This is a genomic window from Nocardia sp. CC213A (assembly GCF_030766805.1).
Classification (GTDB): Bacteria; Actinomycetota; Actinomycetes; order Mycobacteriales; family Mycobacteriaceae; genus Nocardia; species Nocardia otitidiscaviarum.
The window spans coordinates 372,405-392,069 of record NZ_JASFXA010000001.1; the positions used below are offsets into that span (position 1 = coordinate 372,405).

Here is a 19,665-nt window from a genome sequence, read left to right on the forward strand (position 1 = left end):
GACGCTACTCGAAGAAACACTGTTTCCCCCTGAGAGACAAAGGAGTCACCTTGAGAATCAGAACCCTGTCGGCCGCGCTGTCCTCCCTCTGGATCGCCGTGGCCGCGCTCGCCACCGCCCTCGCCCCCGTCGCCACCGCCGACACCACGGTGACCAAGGTCGAGAACAAGGTCGAAATCCGTTGCGCCTTCCGCATTCTGAAGCAGAGCAGCGACTGGTACTTCCCGGCGGGGAACCCCAAGGGCCTGCTGTGGCTGCAGCACGGCTTCTCCGCCGCCAACGATGCCATGGACGACACCGCCCGCAAGTTCGCCGCGCAGGGCTTCCTGGTGTTCGCGCCCACTCTGCCGACCTCCAGCCTGCTCGGCTGCACCATCGCCAACCTCGGCAACAACACCGACTTCCTGCACAATGTGGCCGACCTGTTCGGCAAGTCCGCCGATCCCTCGGACAAGCTCGGCCGCAGCTTCGCCGACGCCAAGGCCAAGGCGGGGCGACCCGAACTCACCCTGCCGACCTCCTGGGTCTTCGCCGGACATTCCGCGGGCGGCGAGGCGGTGCCGTTCGTGGCGCAGGAACTGCGCGCCGACTACCCGTCCGCCTTCGCCAATCTGCGCGGTGTCATTCTCTTCGACCCGGTCAAGAGCATCATCGGCAACAACCTGAGCAGTTCGCTCAACCATCTGAGCAACAGCACCCTGCCCGTGGTCGCGGTCTCCGCGCCACCGTACAGCTGCAACCGAAACGGCTCGGGCACCGAAGAGGTGCTCGAACAGCTGCCCCGGCCCTTCCTGGGCGTCCTGGTCACCACCGCCTCCCACATCGACGTGGAGGCGTCCAGTGCACCCGGGCCGGACAAGTTCGCCTGCGGCACTCCCCAGAGCAAGAACGTAGATGCGCTGCAACGACTTTCGGTGGCGTGGGCCGGTGATTTCGTGAGCGGCTCGACCACGGCCGACTACTACCCCGGCGGCGGATACTTCCAGAGCCTGGTGAGCGCCGGAATCCTCGAGCCCCTGTCCTGAATCGGCATCACTGCGATCCCGGCCGCGCCGGAGGGAAACCTCCGGCGCGGCCGAGCAGCGCGGGGACGGGGCTGCCCAGCACCTCCCCCAGCCAAGTACCGGTCGCGCTCACCGCCTCCGCGCGCACCCCGGTGCCGATATCCATGCGGTGCAGCAGGTACAGCAGATCCTCGGTGGCGATATTGCCGGTGGCGGCGGGTGCGAACGGGCAGCCGCCGACCCCGCCGGTGCTGGCATCCAGGATGCGCGCACCCGCCTCCAGCGCGGCAACGGCATTGGCGTAGCCGGTGTTCCGGGTGTTGTGGAAGTGGCAACGGACGGGGATGCCCGGAGCCAGCGCGGCAGTGCCCGCCACCAGTGTGCGAACCCGATCGGGGGTGCCGACGCCGATGGTGTCGGCCAGGGCGATCTCGTCGGGTTCGGCGGCGGCGACCCGGCGCACCAGATCCAGCACGGCGGCGGCGGACACCTCCCCCTCGAAGGGGCAGCCGAAAGCGGCGGCGATGGTGACGGTGCGCCGGACGCCGTGTGCCGCGGCGCGCCGGGCCAGCGCCGACCAGCGCTCCACCCCCTCGGCGGTGGTGCAGTTCTGATTGCGCCGACTGAACGTATCCGTCGCCACCACAACCACATTGATCTCGTCGACATCGGTCGCCAGGGCGCGGTCCAGACCCCGGTCGTTGAACACCAGGCCCGCGTACGAGACGCCGGGCACCCGGGGGACGCCCGCCATCACCGCCTCCGCGTCCGCCATCTGCGGAACTCGTTGCGGATTCACGAAACTCACGGCTTCGATGCGGCGCAGCCCGGCCTCGACCGATCGTTCGATCAGGCGGATCTTGTCGGCGGTCGCGACGATCGCGCGCTCGTTCTGCAATCCGTCGCGCGGGGCGACCTCCAGCACGGTGACTTCCACGCCCAACCTCCAGCATTCACTCGTCTTGCCGCTCTGTTTCTCTCAGGGATACAGTGTTACCACTCTCGCACACTTTACCGAAATGGAGGCGACGCATGGCCGCCGCACCGCACCCGACCCCCGGGCCGCTGGCCGATCTGCGCGTGATCGAGATGGGCCAGTTGTTGGCCGGGCCGTTCTGCGGACAGTTGCTCGGCGACTTCGGAGCGGAGGTGATCAAACTCGAAGCGCCCGGCAGTGGAGATCCCATGCGCCAGTGGGGCCGGGAACAGTCCCAGGGCAAATCGCTGTGGTGGCCGGTGGTGGCGCGCAACAAGAAGTCGGTCACCTGCGATCTGCGCCAGGCGGAGGGCCAGCGGCTGGCACGCGAACTCATCGCGCGCGCCGATATCGTCATCGAGAACTTCCGCCCCGGCACCATGGAGCGCTGGGGACTCGACTACAACCGCCTGCGGGCCGACAATCCCGGCCTGATCATGGTGCGCGTCACCGGATACGGCCAGACCGGGCCGTACGCGCCGCGCGCCGGATACGGCTCCATCGGTGAGGCCATGGGCGGCATCCGCTACACCACCGGCGACCCCGACCATCCGCCCGCGCGCACCGGTATCTCCCTCGGCGATTCGCTGGCCGCCGTCTTCGCGACCATCGGCACCCTGACCGCGCTGCACCACCGGGAACGCACCGGACAGGGTCAGCTGGTGGACTCCGCCATCTACGAGGCGGTGCTGGCCATGATGGAATCCCTGCTGCCCGAATTCGCGGTCACCGGCTATCAGCGCGAGCGTACCGGCTCGGTGCTGCCGAATGTCGCGCCCAGCAACGTGTATCCGACCGCGGCGGGCGAGATGATCCTCATCGCGGCCAACCAGGACACGGTGTTCGCGCGACTGGCCGAACTCATGGGCCATCCCGAATTGGCGACCGACGAGCGGTATTCCACCCATACCGGCCGGGGCGCGCGGATGGCCGAACTCGACGATGTCATCGCCGCGTGGACGGTCACCGCCACCGCCGACGAACTGCTGGAGCGACTGCACGGCGCGGGCGTTCCGGCGGGCCGGATCTACACCGCCCGGGATATGTTCGCCGATCCGCACTTCGCGGCGCGCGAGGCCATCGTGCGGATCGCGCATCCGGAGTTCGGCGAGCTGCCCATGCACAATGTGGTGCCCAAACTCAGCGCCACCCCCGGCACCATCCGGCACTGCGGCCCGGAACTCGGCGAGCACAATGCCGACGTGTACGGCGGCGTGCTCGAACTGTCCCCCGACCGCATCGCCGCACTCGCCGACAGCGGCGTCATCTGAGGGGAGCACCCGTGAAGGATCTCACCGAGGACGCGCGCAGCGCCGGCTACGGGCAGCGCCTCGGGTCCGGACAGCGGCCCGCCGTGCTGGTGGTCGATATCTGCGCCGCCTATCTGACCGACGGATCGCCGCTGCGCGCGCCGGTGGAGGACGCGGTGACAGCGGCCGCCGCCGTGGTGCACCGGGCCCGCGCGGGCGGCCATCCGGTGCTGTTCACCCGGGTCAGCTATCGGCCCGGCACCGCGGAGGGCGGACTGTTCCGCCGCAAGGTGCCCACCCTGGCGGTCTTCGAGGAGGGCAACCCGCTCGCCGACTTCCTCGACGACCCCGCCCCGCTGCCCGGGGAATGCGTGGTGGTCAAGCAGTATCCCAGCGCCTTTCACGGCACCGCGCTGGCCGCCAACCTGACGGCGGCCGGTATCGACACCCTGCTCATCACCGGTCTCACCACCAGCGGCTGTGTGCGCGCCACCGCCACCGACGCGCTGCAACACGGCTTCCGGCCCATGGTCGTCGCCGATGCCTGCGGCGACCGCGACCCGCGCCTGCACGATGCCAATCTCTACGATCTGGACGCGAAGTACGCCGATGTCCTCAGCCTGGACGCGGCACTGCGCCTGCTGCCCTGACCAGGCCCGCACCCGGGATCTCCGGATGCGGGCCGGGCACGCGGTGCGGACACTCGCGCCGGGTGTGATCGGATCGGTCGGACGCGGCAGGCACAATCAGGACATGCCAGACGGTCCCAAGCCCACCTCCGAGCACGCCGGATACTCCGTGCGCACGGTGGCCGAGCGGATCGGGGTCCCCACCGCCACCCTGCGCAGTTGGAACCGGCGCTACGGCATCGGACCGCAGCAGGACCGGCCGGGTCGGCACCGCCTGTACACCGAGGCCGATATCGCGGTGCTCACGCGGATGGTGGATCTCATCCGGGCCGGTGCGACCCCGGCCGGAGCGGCCGCCACCGCCCGCGGTCCCGCGCTGTCGCTCGGCGACAAGGCCGCGCTGCTCACCGCCGCGTTCGCGTTGGAGAGCCGGGCGGTGTGCGCGCTGCTGGACACCCACCTGCGCGATTACGGGGTGATCGACACCTGGGATCGGCTGTGTCGCCCCGCCTTCGCCGATATCGTGGCGCGCCAGCTCGACGGGGAGGGCTGCGTCGACGTGGAACATCTGTTGTCCTGGTGCATCATCGCCACCCTGCACCGCGCCGCGCCGCCGCCGGACACCCCGCCCGGACCGGTGGTGCTGGCCTGCACCAGCGGCGAAACCCATTCGCTGCCACTGGAAGTGCTACGCGCCGCCCTGGCCGAACGCGGCACGGGCGCGCATATGCTCGGCCCGGACGTGCCGACCGCCGCCCTGGCCGACACCCTGGCGCGACTGCCGTCCCCGGCCACCGTCCTGCTGTGGTCGCAGCAGGAGTCCACCGCGCTCACCTCGGCGATCCGGGTGTGCGACAACGCCGACGCGACGGTCTACCTCGGCGGCCCCGGATGGGACACCCTCATCCTGCCCGCATCCGCCACCCGGCTGGACAGTCTCAGTGCGGCGGTCGATCGTCTCGGCTGAGTTCCTCCACCGCGGCCAACGCCGCCTCGAGCGAGTCGACATGGCGGATATCGTGCGCGAATCGTCTTCCCGCCCAGCCCGGTCCGGCCAGCACCAGATCGATCGCCGGGTTGTCGGCGATCCGGATCGGTTCCGGGCGTGCCGTATCCGATGTCTGCGACCAGAGCACCACGACGGCCGGACCGGCCCGGCGGGCGAGCGCGTCGAGCAGAGCGTCGACGGGCACGGCGGCACCGAGCATGAGGGTGGGCCGCCCGCGTTCGGCCAACGCGGCGCGCAACACCTCCAGCGGCAGCACGTGATGCTCCTCGGCCGCGCAGGCCAGCACGATCGGCCGCGCCCGGTCCTTGTCGGTCTGGGCGGGCACGGTGCGGTGCAGGCCGGTGGTCAGTGCCCACGACAGCACGTGCTCCACGTCGATGTAGCCGTCGCCGCGGCGCTGCCGATCCACGATCGCGCCGAAGGCGGGGCGGCACAGCCGATTCCACGTCGCCACCACGCCGTGGTGCGCCAGGTGCGCGGTGACCAGGGAGAGCAGTGCGGAGACGTCCATGCGTTCGGCGGCGGCTACGACCGGTTCGACGTCGCCGAGCGGGGGTGCGGGACCCAGTACGGTTTTCGCCGCCCGCGCCGCACTGACCGGACTCGCCCCGGCGCGCACCAGTTCCACCATGCGTGTCACCACGGCGAGGTCCTCGGTGGTGTAGTGGCGGTGCCGGCCGGGCCGGTGCCGCTGTGGGCCGAGCCCGTAGCGCTGATTCCAACTGCGCAGCGTCGCGACGGGAAGGCCGAGCAGTTTCGCCACCGAACCGACCGTGTACTCGGTCACGACAGACACCTCGGTCGGCTCGGCCACAACGGGCTCATCCGCCGGCTCGGTCGCACCGCGAGCCTCGGTCGACTCGATCGGCTCGATCGCACCACGAGCCTCGGTCGACTCGATCGGCTCGATCGCACCGCTAGCCTCGGTCGACTCGTCGGGCTCGGTCCGCGTCGGGTCGGCGCGCATCAGCGCACCGCGTCGTTCCCGACCGACGCGCGCCGACCCGCACCCCACCGCTCGTATCCGGCGCTCACGGCACACAGCAGACCCCAGCCGGAGGTCACCAGCAGTGTGTTCGGCCGTTCGGGTCGTCCGCGCAGCGCCCGGGCCAGCACCACGGTATCGGCGGTGTCGGACGCCACCCGGATCGCGGTGGCGGCCCGCCGCGCCCGCGGATCGGTCGCGCCCGCCATGACCAGCCCGGAGGCCAGGTCCCGCAGCGCGATCAGGCGGGCCAGCGGCCGCAACTCCGGTTCCTCGTCGGTGCCCAATCCGGCCGGATGCAGCATGATCTCGGGCCGGATGGCCACCGCGAGACCGTAGACCGCGGTCGCGAGGCCGAGTAGTCGGGTCGGGGTGGCGGGGTTCATCGGGTCACCTCCGGGTGTTCGAGGACGAGTTGCACCACATTCAGGTAGCCGGATCGGAAGCCCGCTTCCGAGTAGGCCAGGTAGAGCCGCCACATCCGGCGGAAGGTGCGGTCGAAACCCTGTGCGGCCACCCGCTCGGTCTCGGCGGTGAAGCGCTCCCGCCACAGCCGCAGGGTGTGCGCGTAGTGCGGGCCGATCTCCTTCCGCTGCACCACCCGCAGTCCGGTGTGCTCCGAAAGCCGCTGGGACAGCAGCGTTTCCGAGGGTAGGAAGCCGCCGGGGAAGATGTACTTGTGCACCCAGGTGTAGGTGCGTCGGCTGGCCAGCATCCGGTCGTGCGGCATGGTGATGGCCTGGAGGGCGCTCCGGCCGCCGGGGGCCAGCACTCGTTCCAGGGTGGTCAGGTAGTCGGGCAGGTAGTCGTAGCCGACCGCCTCGATCATCTCCACCGAGACCACGGCGTCGTACCGGCCGTCCACGGCACGGTAGTCGAGCAGGTCGATGGTGACCCGGTCCGCCAGCCCGGCCGCGGCGACCCGCTCCCGGGCCAGTCGGCGCTGTTCCCGGGAGAGCGTGATGGAACGCACCGTGGCCCCGCGCGCCGCCGCCCGGATGGCCAATTCGCCCCAGCCGGTGCCGATGTCGAGTACCGAGGTGCCCGGGCCGACACCGGCGCCGTCGAGCAGTCGGTCGATCTTGCGGCGCTGGGCGGCGGCGAGGTCGCCCCATACCGGTGGTGGGTCCAGCCGGTCGAAGTCCGCCGCCGAATAGGTCATGGTCTCGTCCAACCACAGCGCGAAGAAGTCGTTGGACAGGTCGTAGTGATGTGCCGCGTTGCGCGCCGCACCCGATGCGGTGGCACGCATCCCACGCGGCAGTCGCGGCAGGCACAGCGTCCGCAGGGTCTGCAGTGACCGCGGGATCAGCCGGTCGATATGCGCGGCCAAGACGGTGAGCACGCCGGGCAGATCGGGTGCGGACCACTCCCCGGCCATGTACGACTCGCCGAAGCCGATGAGTCCGCCGTCCGCGATCCGCCCCGCGAAACCGCCGGGGTCGTGGATCAGCATGCGGGGTGCGGTCGGATCGTCGGCGCTGCCCAGGACACGGCCGTCGGGGAATTCCACCCGCAGCGGCAGCCCGCGCACGGCATTGCGGAACAGTGCGGCCGCCACCGGCCGCCCCAGGGCGGCCCGCCAGCCGCGCGGCACCCGGTGCGGTTCGGCCCAGCGGTCGTCACGGGATTCGGCGTCGTGCGGCGCGCTGTCGCGCGCATCGACGTGGCGCACATCGACATCGTGCGCATCAGCGTCGTACGTGTCGGCGGCGTGTGCGTCGGGCGCCTGCGCATCAGCGTCGCTCGCGTCGAGAGCGTGCGTGTCGGCATCGCGTACGTCGAAGGCGCGCGCGTCAGCGTCGCTCACGTCGAAGGCGTGCGTGTCGGCATCGCGTACGTCGAAGGCGCGCGCGTCAGCGTCGCTCACGTCGAAGGCGTGCGCGTCAGCGTCGCTCACGTCGAAGGCGCGCGCGTCAGCGTCGCTCACGTCGAGAGCGTGCGCATCAATGTCGCTCGCGTCGGGCGCGCGCGCATCCGTGGCGTGCGGCTCGACCGGAGCGCTCGCCCGGGGGCAGTGGGATGTGGTCACGACAGCCTCCTACGAGATGTGTTGTGGTCGCGGCAGTACCGGCAGGCCGCGCGCCCACAGCCGCAGCCCCTGCCAGCGGATGCGCGCCGTCACCCGCCAGGTCTCCAGCGGGTGGGCGAGCAGTACGCGCGCCAGGGTGCGCGGGTCCGCGGGCAGCACTCGCCCGGACATGCTGGCGGCGAAGAAGGTTCGCCCGTCCGGTCGGTCCAGCACGATCGCCAGGCGCAGCCGGTCGGTCGGCACCGGGGCGCGCAGCCGGTAGCGTCCGGCCACCGGATTGAACGGCGAGACGTGGAACCGTTTGGCCACGGTCGATTCCGCGCGCGCATCGGGTTCCACCACGTAGCGGTGCACGCCGCCGTAGGTGTTGTGCACCTCGGCGACCACCGCGCGCACCGCTCCGGCGCGGTCGTGGCACCAGTAGACGGTCAGCGGATTGAAGACGTAGCCGAGCACGCGGGCGTTGGTGAGCATGAGAACGCGTCCGCCGCCCGCGTCGATCCCGGCGTCCGTGAGACAGCGTTCCACCATGGCCCGCACGTCGCGACCGTCGTCGAGGCGCGCGAACGGCCGCAGATACCACGGCAGCCGCGGCGGTTCGTCCAGGTCGACCAGCCAGCTGTAGCTGCGATAGGTGAACCGGTGCCGGACCGGCTCGGTGCGAGTGTGCCGGATGACGGTCCGCACCAGCCGGGGCGCGGTCACGACGGCTCCCCGGCGGCCACCGCCACCGTGGACGGGCGCCGCGCCCACCGGCCGCCGATGCGTTCGGCGGCGCGCAGTCCCGACAACGCGCCGTCCTCGTGGAAGCCCCACCCGTGGTAAGCGCCCGCGAAAGCCACCGTGTGATCGCCGATCTCGCGCAGGCGATGGCGCGCGGCCATGGATTTCGGCGTGTACTGCGGATGTTCGTAGGTCATGGTGGCGAGCACGGTCTCCGGCGCGACCCGATCACCGTCACCGAGGGTGACCAGGAAGCGCCGGTCGGCGGATTCGGTCAGCCGCTGCAATCGGGAGACGTCGTAGCTGACCAGCACGCGGTCGGGGGCGGCCGCGCAATCCGGCAGCCGGTAGTTCCAGGAGGCCCGCGCGCCGGAACGGCGCGGCAGCACCGATTCGTCGGTGTGCAGGATGGTGTGGTTCACCGAATACGGCAGTGCCCCCAGGATCTCGGCCTCGGCCGTCGTCGGTGATTCCAGCAGCCGCAGCGCCTGATCGGGGTGGGTGGCGATGACGGCGGCGTCGAAGAAGTCCACCCGGTCGGCGTCGTCGCGCACCGCGACCGTCCGCGCGCCCCGGTGCACGGCGCGCACCGGCGTCCCGGACCGCACCGCGTGCATCCGCGCGGCGATGGCCCGCACATAGGTGGCCGACCCGCCGGTGACGGTGCGCCAGGTCGGCGACCCGAACACGGTGAGCATGCCGTGGTGGTCGAGGAAGGTCAGCAGATAGCGCGCCGGATACTCCAGCGCCCGCTGCGGCGGACACGACCACACCGCGGCCACCAGCGGCACCATGAAATGGGAGGTGAAGTACGGCGAGAACCGGCCCGCCGCAAGGAATTCCCCGAGCGTGCGCTCCTCGTCGCCACCGTGGGCGGCGAGTTCGTCGCGGGCGAGCCGGTGGAAGCGCAGGATCTCACCGAGCATGGCCAGATACCGGCCGCGCCGCAGGGCGCCCGGTTCCGGGAACAGTCCGCGCAGTCCCTTCGCGCCCGCGTACTCGAGGCCGCAACCGTCGCAGCGCACCGACATCGACATGTCCGATTCCTGTGTGCGAACGCCCAATTCGCCGAACAACCGCAGCAGTGTCGGATAGGTGCGGTCGTTGTGCACCAGGAAGCCGGAGTCGACCCCGAGGGTGTCACCCGAACCGTCGCGGCGGGCCGCCACCCGGTGCGTGTGGGCGTGCCCGCCCAACCGGCCGTCGGCCTCGTACAACACCACATCGGCATCGCGGGCCAGCACCCAGGCGGCGGTCAGGCCCGAGACGCCGCTGCCGATCACCGCCACCCGGCGGTTGGCTCCGGTCAACGCTCGCACAGCGGCACGATCCGCTCGTCGCCGCCGGTGGTGGGCGAGGTCAGGAACAGGCAGGTGTTCAGGCCCGCCGCGTCGATGGCGGCCCGGATGGCAGCCCACTCGTCCGCGCTGCGCGCCGGGGTGCGCGAGAGCACGAATCCGGAGGTGCGCTCCGGATTCACGACCAGTGCCCAGGAGTAGTCCGGATCGATCGCCGTCACCACGTAGTTGGTGGGCGGGTCGGGCTGATTCCAGAAGGTGACGCCCAGTTGCGCATTGGTCACCGGGTCGTTCACCCGAGCCCTGCCGACGATCTCGTCGGTGGTGCCGAACCAGGTGGTGCAGCGGTTGCGGACGGTGATGTCGCCGTCCGGCATCAGGCTGTAGTCGGCGCGGGTGTCGCGGGCGCAGGCGAGGTTGAACGGCTGCGGAATGGCGGCCAGCTGCTGCCACGTACCCAGGTACCGCTCGACGTCGAGCCGGGGCACCGGGGTCACGGGCGCCGCGGACGCGGTCGCCGGCAGCAACGCCCCCACGGCGAGGGCCGCCGCCGCGGTGGCGAGTACCGCCGACATCCTCCGGTGCTGTCGATGTTCCTTCATCGTTCTCCACTCCTTCGCACGAGTCGCTGGACTCGGTCGACGTGCTGGTGCCGACAGCGTACCGTAGAAACGATGCAAAAACGATGCATCATCCGAAATCGCATCGCTACCAGGAAGGCGCCCCCGCTATGCCCGCACGGCCCGCCGATCGGCTCGACGACCTACTCGACCGCACCGTCGTAATCGGCTACACCCGCCTCGGGCTGCGGCTGCGACGCCGATCGTGGCAGCCGATCCCGGCGGACGCGTTACGCGGCAGGACCGCACTGGTCACCGGTGCGAACTCCGGAATCGGCCAGGCCACCGCCACCGGCCTGGCCCGGCTCGGGGCACGGGTGACGCTGCTGGTGCGCGATGTCGATCGCGGCCGCCGGGCGGCCGCCGCGATCGCGGCCACGGTTCCCGGCAGCGCGCCGCGCGTCGACGAGTGCGACGTGTCCAATCTGCTGCGGGTGCGCGCCTACGCCGAGGCCCGCGCCGCCGCCGCGGAACCCCTCGATATCGTGGTGCACAATGCGGGGGTGCTGCCGTCGAGCCGGACCGAGAGTCCCGATGGCCACGAACTGTCCCTGGCGACCCACGTGCTCGGCCCGCTGCTGATGACCGAACTGCTCGCCCCCACTCTCGCCCGGTCGGATTCGGCCCGGGTGATCCTCATGTCCTCGGGCGGGATGTACACGCAGCCGCTGCCGGTGGTGGATATCGAGTACCGCACCGGTCGCTACCGGGGCGCGGCGGCGTACGCCCGCAGCAAGCGAGTGCAGGTCGCACTGACCCCGATCCTCGCCGAACGCTATGCCGCGCAGGGTATCTCGGTGCATGCCATGCATCCGGGCTGGGTGGACACCCCGGGCATCACCGCCGCCCTGCCCGGCTTCCGGCGCGCGGTGCGCCCACTGCTGCGCACCGCCGCGGAGGGTGCCGACACCGCCGTATGGCTGGCGACCGCCGATGTGCCGTCCGGCCTGTTCTGGCACGACCGGCGCTCCCGGCCCACGCACTACCTGCGCCGCACCCGGGAACTGCCGGGCGACCGCGAACGCGTGTGGCGGTACTGCGCGGCGGCGTCCGGGATCGATCCGGACAGCCGCCCTGCCAACCGAGACCAGCCTGTCGACTGAGACCGGCCGGTCGACCGAGACCAGCCTTGGTCGCCCGCGCCTACGACAGCGCGACGCTGCAACGCCTCGCGTACCGGCCGCCGCAGGATCAGATGGTGGCCGAACTGCGCGCCGCCGGTTCCCGCCGAATCGCCGGAGTATGGAGGCCGCCGAGGTGACGGCCACCGACGATCCGGCGGCGGACCGCACCGTCGACGCGGTGGTGCAGCCGGGGCTGCAGGTGGCGGAACGGTCGATGCATTCGACCGAGACCAGCCAGCCCGACCGACGCCGGTCGGTTGGCAGTCGGTCGGCGGACGAGAGTCGCTCACATGCCGCGGAATTCGACGATGGGGGCCGGATACACCGATGCGGGCACACCGGCGCGCCACGGCCGGTGCACCTCGCCGCCCGGCAGGTCCGCGAGCTCGGGCAGCCAGCGACGCACGTAGTCGCCGTCGGGGTCGTAGCGTTCGGACTGCAACAGCGGGTTGAGCACCCGGCTGGACCGGGTATCGGTGCCGGTTCCGGCGGCCCACTGCCAGTTCAGCCGGTTGTTGGCGAGGTCGGCGTCGACCAGCCAGCGCTCGAAGTGCGCGGCGCCGCGCCGCCAGTCCACGCGCAGCGTCTTGCTCAGGAAGCTGGCCACGATCAGGCGGGCGCGCCCCGGCATCCACCCCTGGGCGAGCAACTGACGCATGGCCGCGTCCACGACCGGGTAGCCGGTGCGTCCGGCTCGCCACGCCGCGAGACCCGTGCGGTCGTCGAGCCAGGTCCGGCTCTCGGACCGGTAGTCCGCGTGCGCGACCTCGGTCCGGTCGGCCAGCACCTGGTGATGGAAGTCCCGCCAGGCCACCTGTCGCACGAAGGCGTGACCGCCCGGGGACGAGGCATCGGTGCGATACACCACCTCCGCCGGCGAGAGGCAGCCGAAGTGCAGGTAGGGCGACAGACCCGAGGTGCCCTCGACCGCCAGCAGATCCTTGCCGTCCGCGTACCGCTCGACCGGTCCGGACAACCAGTGCGCCAGCAGCTCACGGCCGGTGATCTCACCGCCCACTCGCAGTTCCGGCGAACCCGGCTGGTCACACAGGTCGGCCGGATCGGGTATCGGATCGCTGGCGATATCGGGCACGGTTAACGTGTCGGGGGCGGGCAGCGGTGACCGCATGGGCGTTTCCAGCCAGCGGCGGAAGTAGGGCGTGAACACCGCGTAGTGGCCGCGACCGGTATCGGGTTTCACCTCGGCGGGATCGACCGCGGTGATCGACGCCGCGTGCGTGCGCAACCGGCGGCCACCGGCCGAGAGTCGCTCCCACAGGGCATTCTCGCGGTCGCGGCTGTAGCGGCTCACATCCTCGGCGATATGCACGGTGCGCGCGCCGACCTCGGCCGCCACCCGTTCGACCTCGTCGACCACGCGGCCGTGCCGCACGATCAGCCGACCGCCCCGGGACCGCAGTTCGGTATCGAGTTCGGTGAGTGCCGCCCGGAGGAATCGCAGCCGGTTGGGCGCGGCCGTTCTCGACAGGATGGCCTCGTCGACGACGAAGAGGGGTACCACCTCTGTCCCCTCGTGGTGGGCGGCGGCGAGCGCCGGATTGTCACGCATGCGCAGGTCGCGGGTGAACAATGCGATGGAGGCAGCCATACCACCAGCATACGCTCAAATCGATGCACAACCGATTCAACCCGGGCGGTAGCAAACACTTTGTTTGTGGAAACACCGTTTCGATGTGACACTATCGGCGGTATCCGAGTACGAAACCGTGTTTCGCACAAGAGAACAGAGGCAACGTATGGGAGCGCATCCGAACGGCTGGTGGATCCTGCTGCACCTGGTGCTGTTCGTGTTCTGGCTGGGCGGCGATCTGGGCGTGTACTACTCCAGCCGCTTCGTGATCGATCCGCGGCTCACCCCGGCCGCCCGGTCCTCCGCACTGGCCATCATGAGCGGACTCGATCTGGGTCCGAAAATCTGCCTGGTGCTGTTCCTGCCCAGCGGCGTCACCCTGATGGCCCTCGAACCGCACGGGGCGTCGCTGTTCGGCATCGACTTCTTCCCCTGGTGGTTCGTCGTGGCGGTCTGGCTGTTCGCCGCGGTGTGGTTGACACTGGCCGTCATCGCGCATCGCACGCACGGACGCCTCGCGGGCATCCATCGCGCCGATCTGGCCATCAGGGTGGCGGTCATCGCGGGGGCGCTGGCGTCGGGTGGCTACGCGCTGGTGGCTGCCGAGCCGTTCGGCGTCACCACCGATCCGCGCTGGCTGGGCGGCAAGATCCTGCTCTACGGCCTCGCCATCGCGGCGGGGCTGGGCATCCGAATGACCTTGCGCCCCTTCGGCCCCGCCTTCGCGACCCTGATGTCCGAGGGCTCCAGCGAGCCGGTGGAGCGCACGCTGCGACGCAGCGTGGACGGCTGCCTGCCCTATGTGTGGACGATCTGGGGCAGCGTGCTCGCGGCGGCCGCACTGGGCGTGCTCAAGCCCGGCGCGGATCTGTGAGACGGCGCGGTCGCCCCGAATGCCCTCACCCCGCCTACGCCGTCAGCCCGCGTACCCCAGTTGCGCCGACACCGCGCCCGCCGCCTTCTGCAACATCGGCACGTACTCTTTCAGCCGCGGTTCGAAGCGCGACAGCGGCCCGCACACACTGATCGCGGCCACCACGCCGCCGTCGTGGTCGAGCACCGGGGCCGCGACCGAGGCCGCGCCGATCTGCCGCTCCCCCAACGAGATCGCGTATCCACGCTTGCGCACCTCGGCCAATTCGGTGCGCAGCTTGCGCGGGGTGGTGATGGTGGCGTCGGTGAAAGGGGTCAATTCGTGGCGGTCCAGGTACTCGTCGACCTCCTCCTCGCGCAGGAAGGCCAGGATGGCCTTGGAGGAGCTGCCCGCGTGCAGCGGATACGGCACGCCGAGGGCGACCTCCATCCGCAGTTCCTGATCCGGCACCACCTGATCCACGTACATGCGGGTGTCACCCCGCCGAATGGACAGGGTGGCGGTCTCCCCGGTCTGCGCGGCCAGGCGGCGCAATTCCGGTGCCGCCATGACCCGCAGATCGGTGCGCGCGAGATAGGCGCGCCCCAGCGCGATGGCGGCGTGGCCGAGCGCGTAGCGACGGGTGGTGGGCTCCAGGGTGATCAGTTCGCGATTGCGCAGCGCCGTCAGGATGCGGTGCACCGCGGCCTTGGTCAGCCCCAGTTCGTTGGCGATCTCGGTGACCCCCAGATCGGGTCGTCCGGTTCGGCCGAACAGTAGCAATACATCCATGGCGCGCTCGACGGCGGCGATGGAACGACTTTGATTCTCGGCCTCGGTGTCCGACACGCCTACAGCTTAGGGCACACCATTTCCCATTGGGAAACACCCCGCCGAATCCCGCGAGAACTGGCCATTTTCGTCGCACCGCTTGCACCGCACTCATCCAGGGCGTTACCTTGTGCGTAACAACGTTTCCACTACCGAAACGGAAACCCTGTGAGTTCGACGAATCTCCGTGCGGTACTGGCACAGTGGGCCACCGGCGTCGTCGTGGTGACGACCATCCGCGACGACGGCGGGCGGCACGGCATGACGGCCAGTTCCTTCACCAGTGTGGCCCTGGATCCGCCATTGGTCTCCATCAGTCTGACCACGGCCAGCACCACCTGCCGACTCATCCGCCGCAGCGGGGTGTTCGCGATCAATGTGCTCGGCCACGATCACGAGGAGATCGGGCGGCGCTTCGCCACCGCGAGCGACGATCCCGCCGCCCGCTTCGCACTCGGCGACTGGGATACCGCACCCAGCGGAGCGGCGATCCTCACCGACGCGGTGGCCTGGCTCGACTGCGCGGTCGCCGCCTGCCACCCGGCCGGGGACCACACCATCGTCCTCGGCCTGGTCCAGGACGCGGCCCGGCCCCGGCCCGCACCCCCGCTGATCTACCACGACCGCACCTACCACGAGGGGATTGCCCGATGACCGCCGAACGACCGACCGGCCAACGGCTCGTCGAAGATATGACCGATGCGGAACGGCAGCGCGCCGAACGCGTCGACGCCGTGCTGCCCGCCCTGCGGGCGGCCGCCGAGGAGGCCGATCGCACCGCCACCTTCCCGGCCTCGCATATCGGACTGCTGCGCGACGCCGGACTGCTCGGCCTGGTGGTGCCGGAGAAGTTCGGCGGCCTCGGCGGCACCCTGCGCGATCTGGCCGCCGCTACCTTCGCCATGGGCACGGCCTGCCCGTCCACGGCGCTGGCGTACTTCTTCCACAACACCAGCGCCTCGCGCGGGCTGCTGCCGCTGGAGGCGATCGACGCCGGACTCTTCGCCGCCGAGGAGATCCCGGTGGTGCGCGCCTTCGCCGAGAAGGTGCTGACCCGCATGGCCGACGGCGTGTGGCTGGCCAACTTCGCCTCCGAGTCGGTGAAGACCGCCAAGGCCAACATCACCATCGCCACCACCGCGCGCAAGGTGGAGGGCGGTTGGATGCTCCAGGGCGAGAAGTCCTTCGGCTGCGCGACCGGGGTGGCCGACTACTACCTGACCTCGGCCAAGCTGGAGGGCTACGAGACCGCCGAGGGGTTGGCGACCTTCTTCGTACCGCGCGACGCACCCGGGGTGAGCGTGCGCGCCCCCTGGGACGGACTCGGCATGCGGGCCACCGCCAACAACGGCATCCGGCTCGACGAGGTGTTCATCCCCGAGGACGAGGCCCTTGCGGTTCCGGGCGCGTTCACCAAGATGCTCACCATGAGCAGAGGCAGTTTCGTCGGCAATCAACTCGCCATCGCGGCGGTGTACACCGGCTGCGCGCAGCGCGCCTACGACGAGACCCTGACCGCGACCACACGCAAGACCTTCGCCGACACCGGGGAGCCCATCGCCTCCTCGCCCGTGCACCAGGTACTGATCGGGGAGATGACCCGCCAGTTGCGCACCGCCTACCTGTGGCTGCGCTATCAGCTGAGCATCGAGACCGCGGAGCCGCCGATCACACCGAAGTCGGAGGTGTTCACCCAGTGGCGGCTCGGCAAGGGCGCGGTCACCGAAGCCTGCTTCCAGGTGGCCCTCGGGGCGCTCAAGGCGGGCGGCACCTCGGCGGCGTCCATGGGCGGTCCGGCCGGGCGCGCGCTGCGCGATCTCGCCATGGGACTGGTCATGACGTTCCCGGCCGAGCGGGGCATGCTCGAGGTGGCGCGCATCGTCACCGACGCCGAGGCCAACGAGCTGTTCACCACCGCGCCCGAGGCGGCGCGATGAGCGCGGCGCTGCCCGAGATCCTCGATCTGATCGACGGCGAGTGGGGCACGCCGAGCGTGGATCTCGGTCTGGCACTGGAGGATCCGGCCACCGGAGCCCCGGTGGCCCGGGCCGTCGCCACCGCCCCGGAGCGTGTCGATCGCGCACTCACGGTGGCGGACAACGTGTCCGGAGCCATCACCCCGGACCTGCTCGACGCCGTCGCCGACGGCCTGGAGCCGCTGCTGCCCCGCATCACCGAACTCGACGCCCGCGCCACCGGCGTGCCGATCCGGCAGACCGAACCCCTGGGCATGATCGTGTCGGGCGCGTTCCGTCTCGCCGCCGAACAGCTTCGAGCGGGTGTGCTGCGAGCCGACGTGGCGGGGGTGCGGGTGCGGCGGCTGCCGCTGGGTCCGGCACTGTGCCTGGTGCCGTGGAACGCACCCGCCCCGATGGCCGCGCACAAGGTGGCCAACGCCCTGGCGGCGGGGTGCCCGGTCATTCTGAAGGTCAGCGAATTCGCGCCCTACAGCACGATTCCACTGGCCGAGGTGATCTCCGACCATGTGCCCGCCGGGATGTTCCAGCTGGTGCAGGGCGGTCCGGCGACCGGTGCGCAACTGGTCGCGGACCCGCGCGTCAAGGCCGTCTCCTTCACCGGCGGGCTGCCCGGGGGCCGCTCCATCGCCACGGTGTCGGCTCCCCTGCTGCGACCGTGCCAGCTCGAACTGGGCGGCAACAATCCCCTCGTGGTGCTGCCCGACGCCGATCTCGACACCGCCGCGCGCATGGCGGCCGAACTGCTCACCACCCTCAACGGTCAGTGGTGCCGGGCGCTGGGCCGGTTGATCCTGCCTGCCGACCGTGCGGCCGAGATCCTGGACGCCACCGGAAAACGCTTGGCGGCCTTGCGCATCGGGCCACCACTGGATCCTGAGACGGAATTCGGTCCGCTCGTCCATTCCCGCCATGCCCACCGAGTGCGGGCGGCGCTGACCGGACGCCGGTTCCACGCCTACGGCACGCTGCCCGGCGGCGGCAACTATGTGGAGCCCACGCTGCTCGCCGACGATCTCACCGACGAGGTGTTCGGACCGGTCGCCGGAACCGTCACCTACGACTCCGTCGAGGAAGCGGTGCGGCTGGCCAATGCCGTCCCCTACGGACTGGAGGGCTATGTGTGCGGCAGCGACGAGGAGCTGGCCGTCAGCGTGGCGCACCGGATACGCGCCGGTGAGGTCAAGGTCAACGGCTCGTCGATCATGAGCCTGCACCTCATGACACCGCGCCCGGCCTGGGGGCTGTCCGGGCTGGGCGAGGAGGGCACCACCGAAACCCTGCGTTTCTTCACCGGAGCCCGGGTGGTCGGCGTCGAGGGCCGCTTCGCTCTCCACACGTCGTGACCGCCGTCGTGGTGGTGGGGGCGGGCCCGGTCGGCTTGACCGCCGCGCTCACCCTCGCCCGCCGTGGCGTCGCGGTCACCGTGCTCGAACAGGGCGACGGCCTGGCCGCCGAATCACGTGCCTCCACCTTCCATCCGCCCACCCTGGCGATGCTCGCGGATCTGGGGGTGCTGAAACCGCTGCTGGCCCAAGGCATCATCGCGGCCACCTTCCAGTACCGGGAGCGTGGGGGCGGCCCGATCGCCACCCTCGACCTGGGGGTGCTCGCCGACGACACCGACTACCCGTTCCGGGTGCAGTGCGAGCAGAGCAAACTCACGCCCATCCTGCGCGGTGCGTTGCCCGCGCACGCCGACGTGCGTTTCGGCCACGAGGTGCGCGGCCTGTACGCCAGCGACGACGGGGCCGTACTGCACACCTCGCGCGGGCCGGTGCGCGCCGACTGGGTAATCGGCGCGGACGGCGCGCATTCGGCGGTCCGCCACGGTATCGGGGCCGGTTTCGACGGCAGCACCTATCCGGAACGGTTCCTGGTCGCGTCGGTCGACGAGGATCTCGCGGCGGCGCTGCCCGATCTCGCACCGATCAACTACGTCTTCGACCCGGACGAATGGCTGGTGCTACTGCGCACTCCCGAGCACTGGCGGGTGCTGCTGCCCACCCCCGCCGATACCGATGACGACCTCGAATGGTCCCGACTGCCACAGCGTTTGGCGGCCGTCGCGGATCTGGGCCGCCCGTGGCGCATCCGGCACGCCTCGCTGTACCGGGTACACCAGCGCGTCGCCCCGTCGTTCCGCAGCGGCCGGGTGCTGCTCATGGGAGACGCGGCGCATGTGAACAATCCGCTCGGTGGCATGGGTATGAACAGCGGCATCCACGACGCCGTCCAACTCGCCACCGCACTCGCCGATGTGCTCGACGGCGGCACCGAATCCCAACTGGACACGGTGGCCGCCCGGCGGCGCACGGTCGCCGTCGAGCACGTACAACGCGCCAGCCACGACAACTGGCGGCGGCTGCGCGGCGAGGACGAGACCTACCGCGCGCACCTGCGTGAACTGGCGGCCGATCCCATCACCGCCCGCGCCCACCTGCGCCGCGCCTGCCTGCTCGACTCCTTGGAGGCGCCACGGTGATCCGCCACACGACCACGCCGACCGCCGCCGATACCACGGAACACGCGCCCACCACCGCCGTCGATCCTCGATCCCCGCATGCCGCCGGTGGTCTGGTCCGAACACGCTGCGGCCGTCACGGTTTCGCGCGGCGGGGTACGGGTCTGCCCACTCCGGAGGACGGCGTCGTCCGCCGGCGCGGCCAGTCGCGCCGGGTCGGCGCTCGCGGCGGGTTCCCCACACCCGCGCCCACGGCGACAACCGGGGACGCCCGCGTGGGTCACGTAGGCGACCGAGCGC

The 19,665-nt window shown here is 70.8% G+C and carries 19 protein-coding genes; 10 read left to right on the forward strand and 9 right to left on the reverse strand.

Annotation, left to right across the window (positions count from 1 at the left end):
- Positions 1 to 50: 50 nt before the first annotated feature.
- On the forward strand, positions 51 to 1,025 hold the full coding sequence (locus tag QJS31_RS01665; RefSeq protein WP_306355779.1) for an alpha/beta hydrolase: 975 nt from the start codon (positions 51 to 53) through the stop codon (positions 1,023 to 1,025).
- Positions 1,026 to 1,032: 7 nt separating this feature from the next.
- Here QJS31_RS01665 and QJS31_RS01670 read toward each other — a convergent pair whose 3' ends face one another.
- Positions 1,033 to 1,941: a hydroxymethylglutaryl-CoA lyase gene (locus QJS31_RS01670; RefSeq protein WP_306355780.1), complete on the reverse strand. Its 909-nt coding sequence runs from the start codon at positions 1,939 to 1,941 to the stop codon at positions 1,033 to 1,035.
- A gap of 95 nt (positions 1,942 to 2,036) precedes the next feature.
- Here QJS31_RS01670 and QJS31_RS01675 point away from each other — a divergent pair, with 95 nt between their 5' ends.
- The 3 genes from QJS31_RS01675 to QJS31_RS01685 all read left to right on the forward strand — a co-directional run bounded on the left by QJS31_RS01675 (position 2,037) and on the right by QJS31_RS01685 (position 4,826).
- Entirely contained in the window at positions 2,037 to 3,251 is a 1,215-nt protein-coding gene (locus QJS31_RS01675; protein WP_282780439.1) for a CaiB/BaiF CoA-transferase family protein, read from the forward strand.
- 11 nt (positions 3,252 to 3,262) lie between these two features.
- Positions 3,263 to 3,880, forward strand: coding sequence for an isochorismatase family protein (locus tag QJS31_RS01680; protein WP_282780441.1), 618 nt, complete (start codon positions 3,263 to 3,265; stop codon positions 3,878 to 3,880).
- Positions 3,881 to 3,983: 103 nt separating this feature from the next.
- A complete protein-coding gene (locus tag QJS31_RS01685; RefSeq protein ID WP_282780443.1) occupies positions 3,984 to 4,826 on the forward strand; it encodes a MerR family transcriptional regulator in 843 nt (280 codons plus the stop codon).
- Here QJS31_RS01685 and QJS31_RS01690 read toward each other — a convergent pair.
- From QJS31_RS01690 to QJS31_RS01715, 6 genes are all read right to left on the reverse strand, one after another.
- Positions 4,798 to 5,655, reverse strand: coding sequence for a MerR family transcriptional regulator (locus tag QJS31_RS01690; protein ID WP_282780445.1), 858 nt, complete (start codon positions 5,653 to 5,655; stop codon positions 4,798 to 4,800). The two genes, QJS31_RS01685 and QJS31_RS01690, sit on opposite strands and share 29 nt — an antisense overlap.
- A 179-nt stretch (positions 5,656 to 5,834) precedes the next feature.
- Positions 5,835 to 6,239, reverse strand: coding sequence for a hypothetical protein (locus QJS31_RS01695; RefSeq protein WP_282780446.1), 405 nt, complete (start codon positions 6,237 to 6,239; stop codon positions 5,835 to 5,837).
- Positions 6,236 to 7,528 (reverse strand): class I SAM-dependent methyltransferase, encoded by a 1,293-nt coding sequence (locus tag QJS31_RS01700; RefSeq protein WP_372341531.1) that lies wholly within the window; start codon positions 7,526 to 7,528, stop codon positions 6,236 to 6,238. The genes QJS31_RS01695 and QJS31_RS01700 overlap by 4 nt, the downstream gene beginning before the upstream one ends.
- A gap of 366 nt (positions 7,529 to 7,894) precedes the next feature.
- Positions 7,895 to 8,590: a DUF1365 domain-containing protein gene (locus QJS31_RS01705; protein ID WP_282780447.1), complete on the reverse strand. Its 696-nt coding sequence runs from the start codon at positions 8,588 to 8,590 to the stop codon at positions 7,895 to 7,897.
- Positions 8,587 to 9,918: an NAD(P)/FAD-dependent oxidoreductase gene (locus QJS31_RS01710; protein ID WP_282780469.1), complete on the reverse strand. Its 1,332-nt coding sequence runs from the start codon at positions 9,916 to 9,918 to the stop codon at positions 8,587 to 8,589. Before QJS31_RS01710 ends, QJS31_RS01705 begins: the two co-directional genes overlap by 4 nt.
- Positions 9,915 to 10,508, reverse strand: coding sequence for a lipocalin family protein (locus QJS31_RS01715; protein ID WP_282780449.1), 594 nt, complete (start codon positions 10,506 to 10,508; stop codon positions 9,915 to 9,917). The genes QJS31_RS01710 and QJS31_RS01715 overlap by 4 nt, the downstream gene beginning before the upstream one ends.
- Positions 10,509 to 10,636: 128 nt before the next feature.
- Here QJS31_RS01715 and QJS31_RS01720 point away from each other — a divergent pair, with 128 nt between their 5' ends.
- The gene (locus tag QJS31_RS01720; RefSeq protein ID WP_282780451.1) at positions 10,637 to 11,629 is read left to right on the forward strand and encodes an SDR family NAD(P)-dependent oxidoreductase; all 993 of its coding nucleotides are present in this window, start codon (positions 10,637 to 10,639) and stop codon (positions 11,627 to 11,629) included.
- Between the two features lie 307 nt (positions 11,630 to 11,936).
- On the opposite strand, the gene QJS31_RS01725 is transcribed toward QJS31_RS01720, so the two are convergent.
- Positions 11,937 to 13,259, reverse strand: coding sequence for a deoxyribodipyrimidine photo-lyase (locus QJS31_RS01725; RefSeq protein WP_282780452.1), 1,323 nt, complete (start codon positions 13,257 to 13,259; stop codon positions 11,937 to 11,939).
- 148 nt (positions 13,260 to 13,407) lie between these two features.
- Here QJS31_RS01725 and QJS31_RS01730 point away from each other — a divergent pair, with 148 nt between their 5' ends.
- On the forward strand, positions 13,408 to 14,115 hold the full coding sequence (locus QJS31_RS01730; protein WP_282780454.1) for a hypothetical protein: 708 nt from the start codon (positions 13,408 to 13,410) through the stop codon (positions 14,113 to 14,115).
- Positions 14,116 to 14,157: 42 nt separating this feature from the next.
- Here QJS31_RS01730 and QJS31_RS01735 read toward each other — a convergent pair whose 3' ends face one another.
- Positions 14,158 to 14,943 (reverse strand): IclR family transcriptional regulator, encoded by a 786-nt coding sequence (locus QJS31_RS01735; RefSeq protein ID WP_306355781.1) that lies wholly within the window; start codon positions 14,941 to 14,943, stop codon positions 14,158 to 14,160.
- A gap of 150 nt (positions 14,944 to 15,093) precedes the next feature.
- On the opposite strand from QJS31_RS01735, the gene QJS31_RS01740 reads away from it, so the two are divergent.
- From QJS31_RS01740 to QJS31_RS01755, 4 genes are read left to right on the forward strand one after another with little or no spacing between them, the layout of a single operon-like run.
- On the forward strand, positions 15,094 to 15,579 hold the full coding sequence (locus QJS31_RS01740) for a flavin reductase family protein (RefSeq protein ID WP_282780457.1): 486 nt from the start codon (positions 15,094 to 15,096) through the stop codon (positions 15,577 to 15,579).
- On the forward strand, positions 15,576 to 16,862 hold the full coding sequence (locus tag QJS31_RS01745) for an acyl-CoA dehydrogenase family protein (RefSeq protein WP_306355782.1): 1,287 nt from the start codon (positions 15,576 to 15,578) through the stop codon (positions 16,860 to 16,862). The genes QJS31_RS01740 and QJS31_RS01745 overlap by 4 nt, the downstream gene beginning before the upstream one ends.
- The gene (locus tag QJS31_RS01750) at positions 16,859 to 18,247 is read left to right on the forward strand and encodes an aldehyde dehydrogenase (RefSeq protein ID WP_282780461.1); all 1,389 of its coding nucleotides are present in this window, start codon (positions 16,859 to 16,861) and stop codon (positions 18,245 to 18,247) included. Before QJS31_RS01745 ends, QJS31_RS01750 begins: the two co-directional genes overlap by 4 nt.
- A complete protein-coding gene (locus QJS31_RS01755; RefSeq protein WP_282780463.1) occupies positions 18,244 to 19,386 on the forward strand; it encodes an NAD(P)/FAD-dependent oxidoreductase in 1,143 nt (380 codons plus the stop codon). The genes QJS31_RS01750 and QJS31_RS01755 overlap by 4 nt, the downstream gene beginning before the upstream one ends.
- The last annotated feature ends 279 nt before the right edge of the window (positions 19,387 to 19,665 follow it).

Excerpts from the sequence above, each read along its gene's own strand:
- QJS31_RS01730 (WP_282780454.1), top strand. The coding sequence starts at position 13,408 with ATGGGAGCGCATCCGAACGGCTGGTGGATCCTGCTGCACCTGGTGCTG.
- QJS31_RS01715 (WP_282780449.1), bottom strand. The coding sequence starts at position 10,508 with ATGAAGGAACATCGACAGCACCGGAGGATGTCGGCGGTACTCGCCACC.
- QJS31_RS01725 (WP_282780452.1), bottom strand. The coding sequence starts at position 13,259 with ATGGCTGCCTCCATCGCATTGTTCACCCGCGACCTGCGCATGCGTGAC.
- QJS31_RS01720 (WP_282780451.1), top strand. The coding sequence starts at position 10,637 with ATGCCCGCACGGCCCGCCGATCGGCTCGACGACCTACTCGACCGCACC.
- QJS31_RS01695 (WP_282780446.1), bottom strand. The coding sequence starts at position 6,239 with ATGAACCCCGCCACCCCGACCCGACTACTCGGCCTCGCGACCGCGGTC.
- QJS31_RS01745 (WP_306355782.1), top strand. The coding sequence starts at position 15,576 with ATGACCGCCGAACGACCGACCGGCCAACGGCTCGTCGAAGATATGACC.
- QJS31_RS01685 (WP_282780443.1), top strand. The coding sequence starts at position 3,984 with ATGCCAGACGGTCCCAAGCCCACCTCCGAGCACGCCGGATACTCCGTG.
- QJS31_RS01750 (WP_282780461.1), top strand. The coding sequence starts at position 16,859 with ATGAGCGCGGCGCTGCCCGAGATCCTCGATCTGATCGACGGCGAGTGG.
- QJS31_RS01675 (WP_282780439.1), top strand. The coding sequence starts at position 2,037 with ATGGCCGCCGCACCGCACCCGACCCCCGGGCCGCTGGCCGATCTGCGC.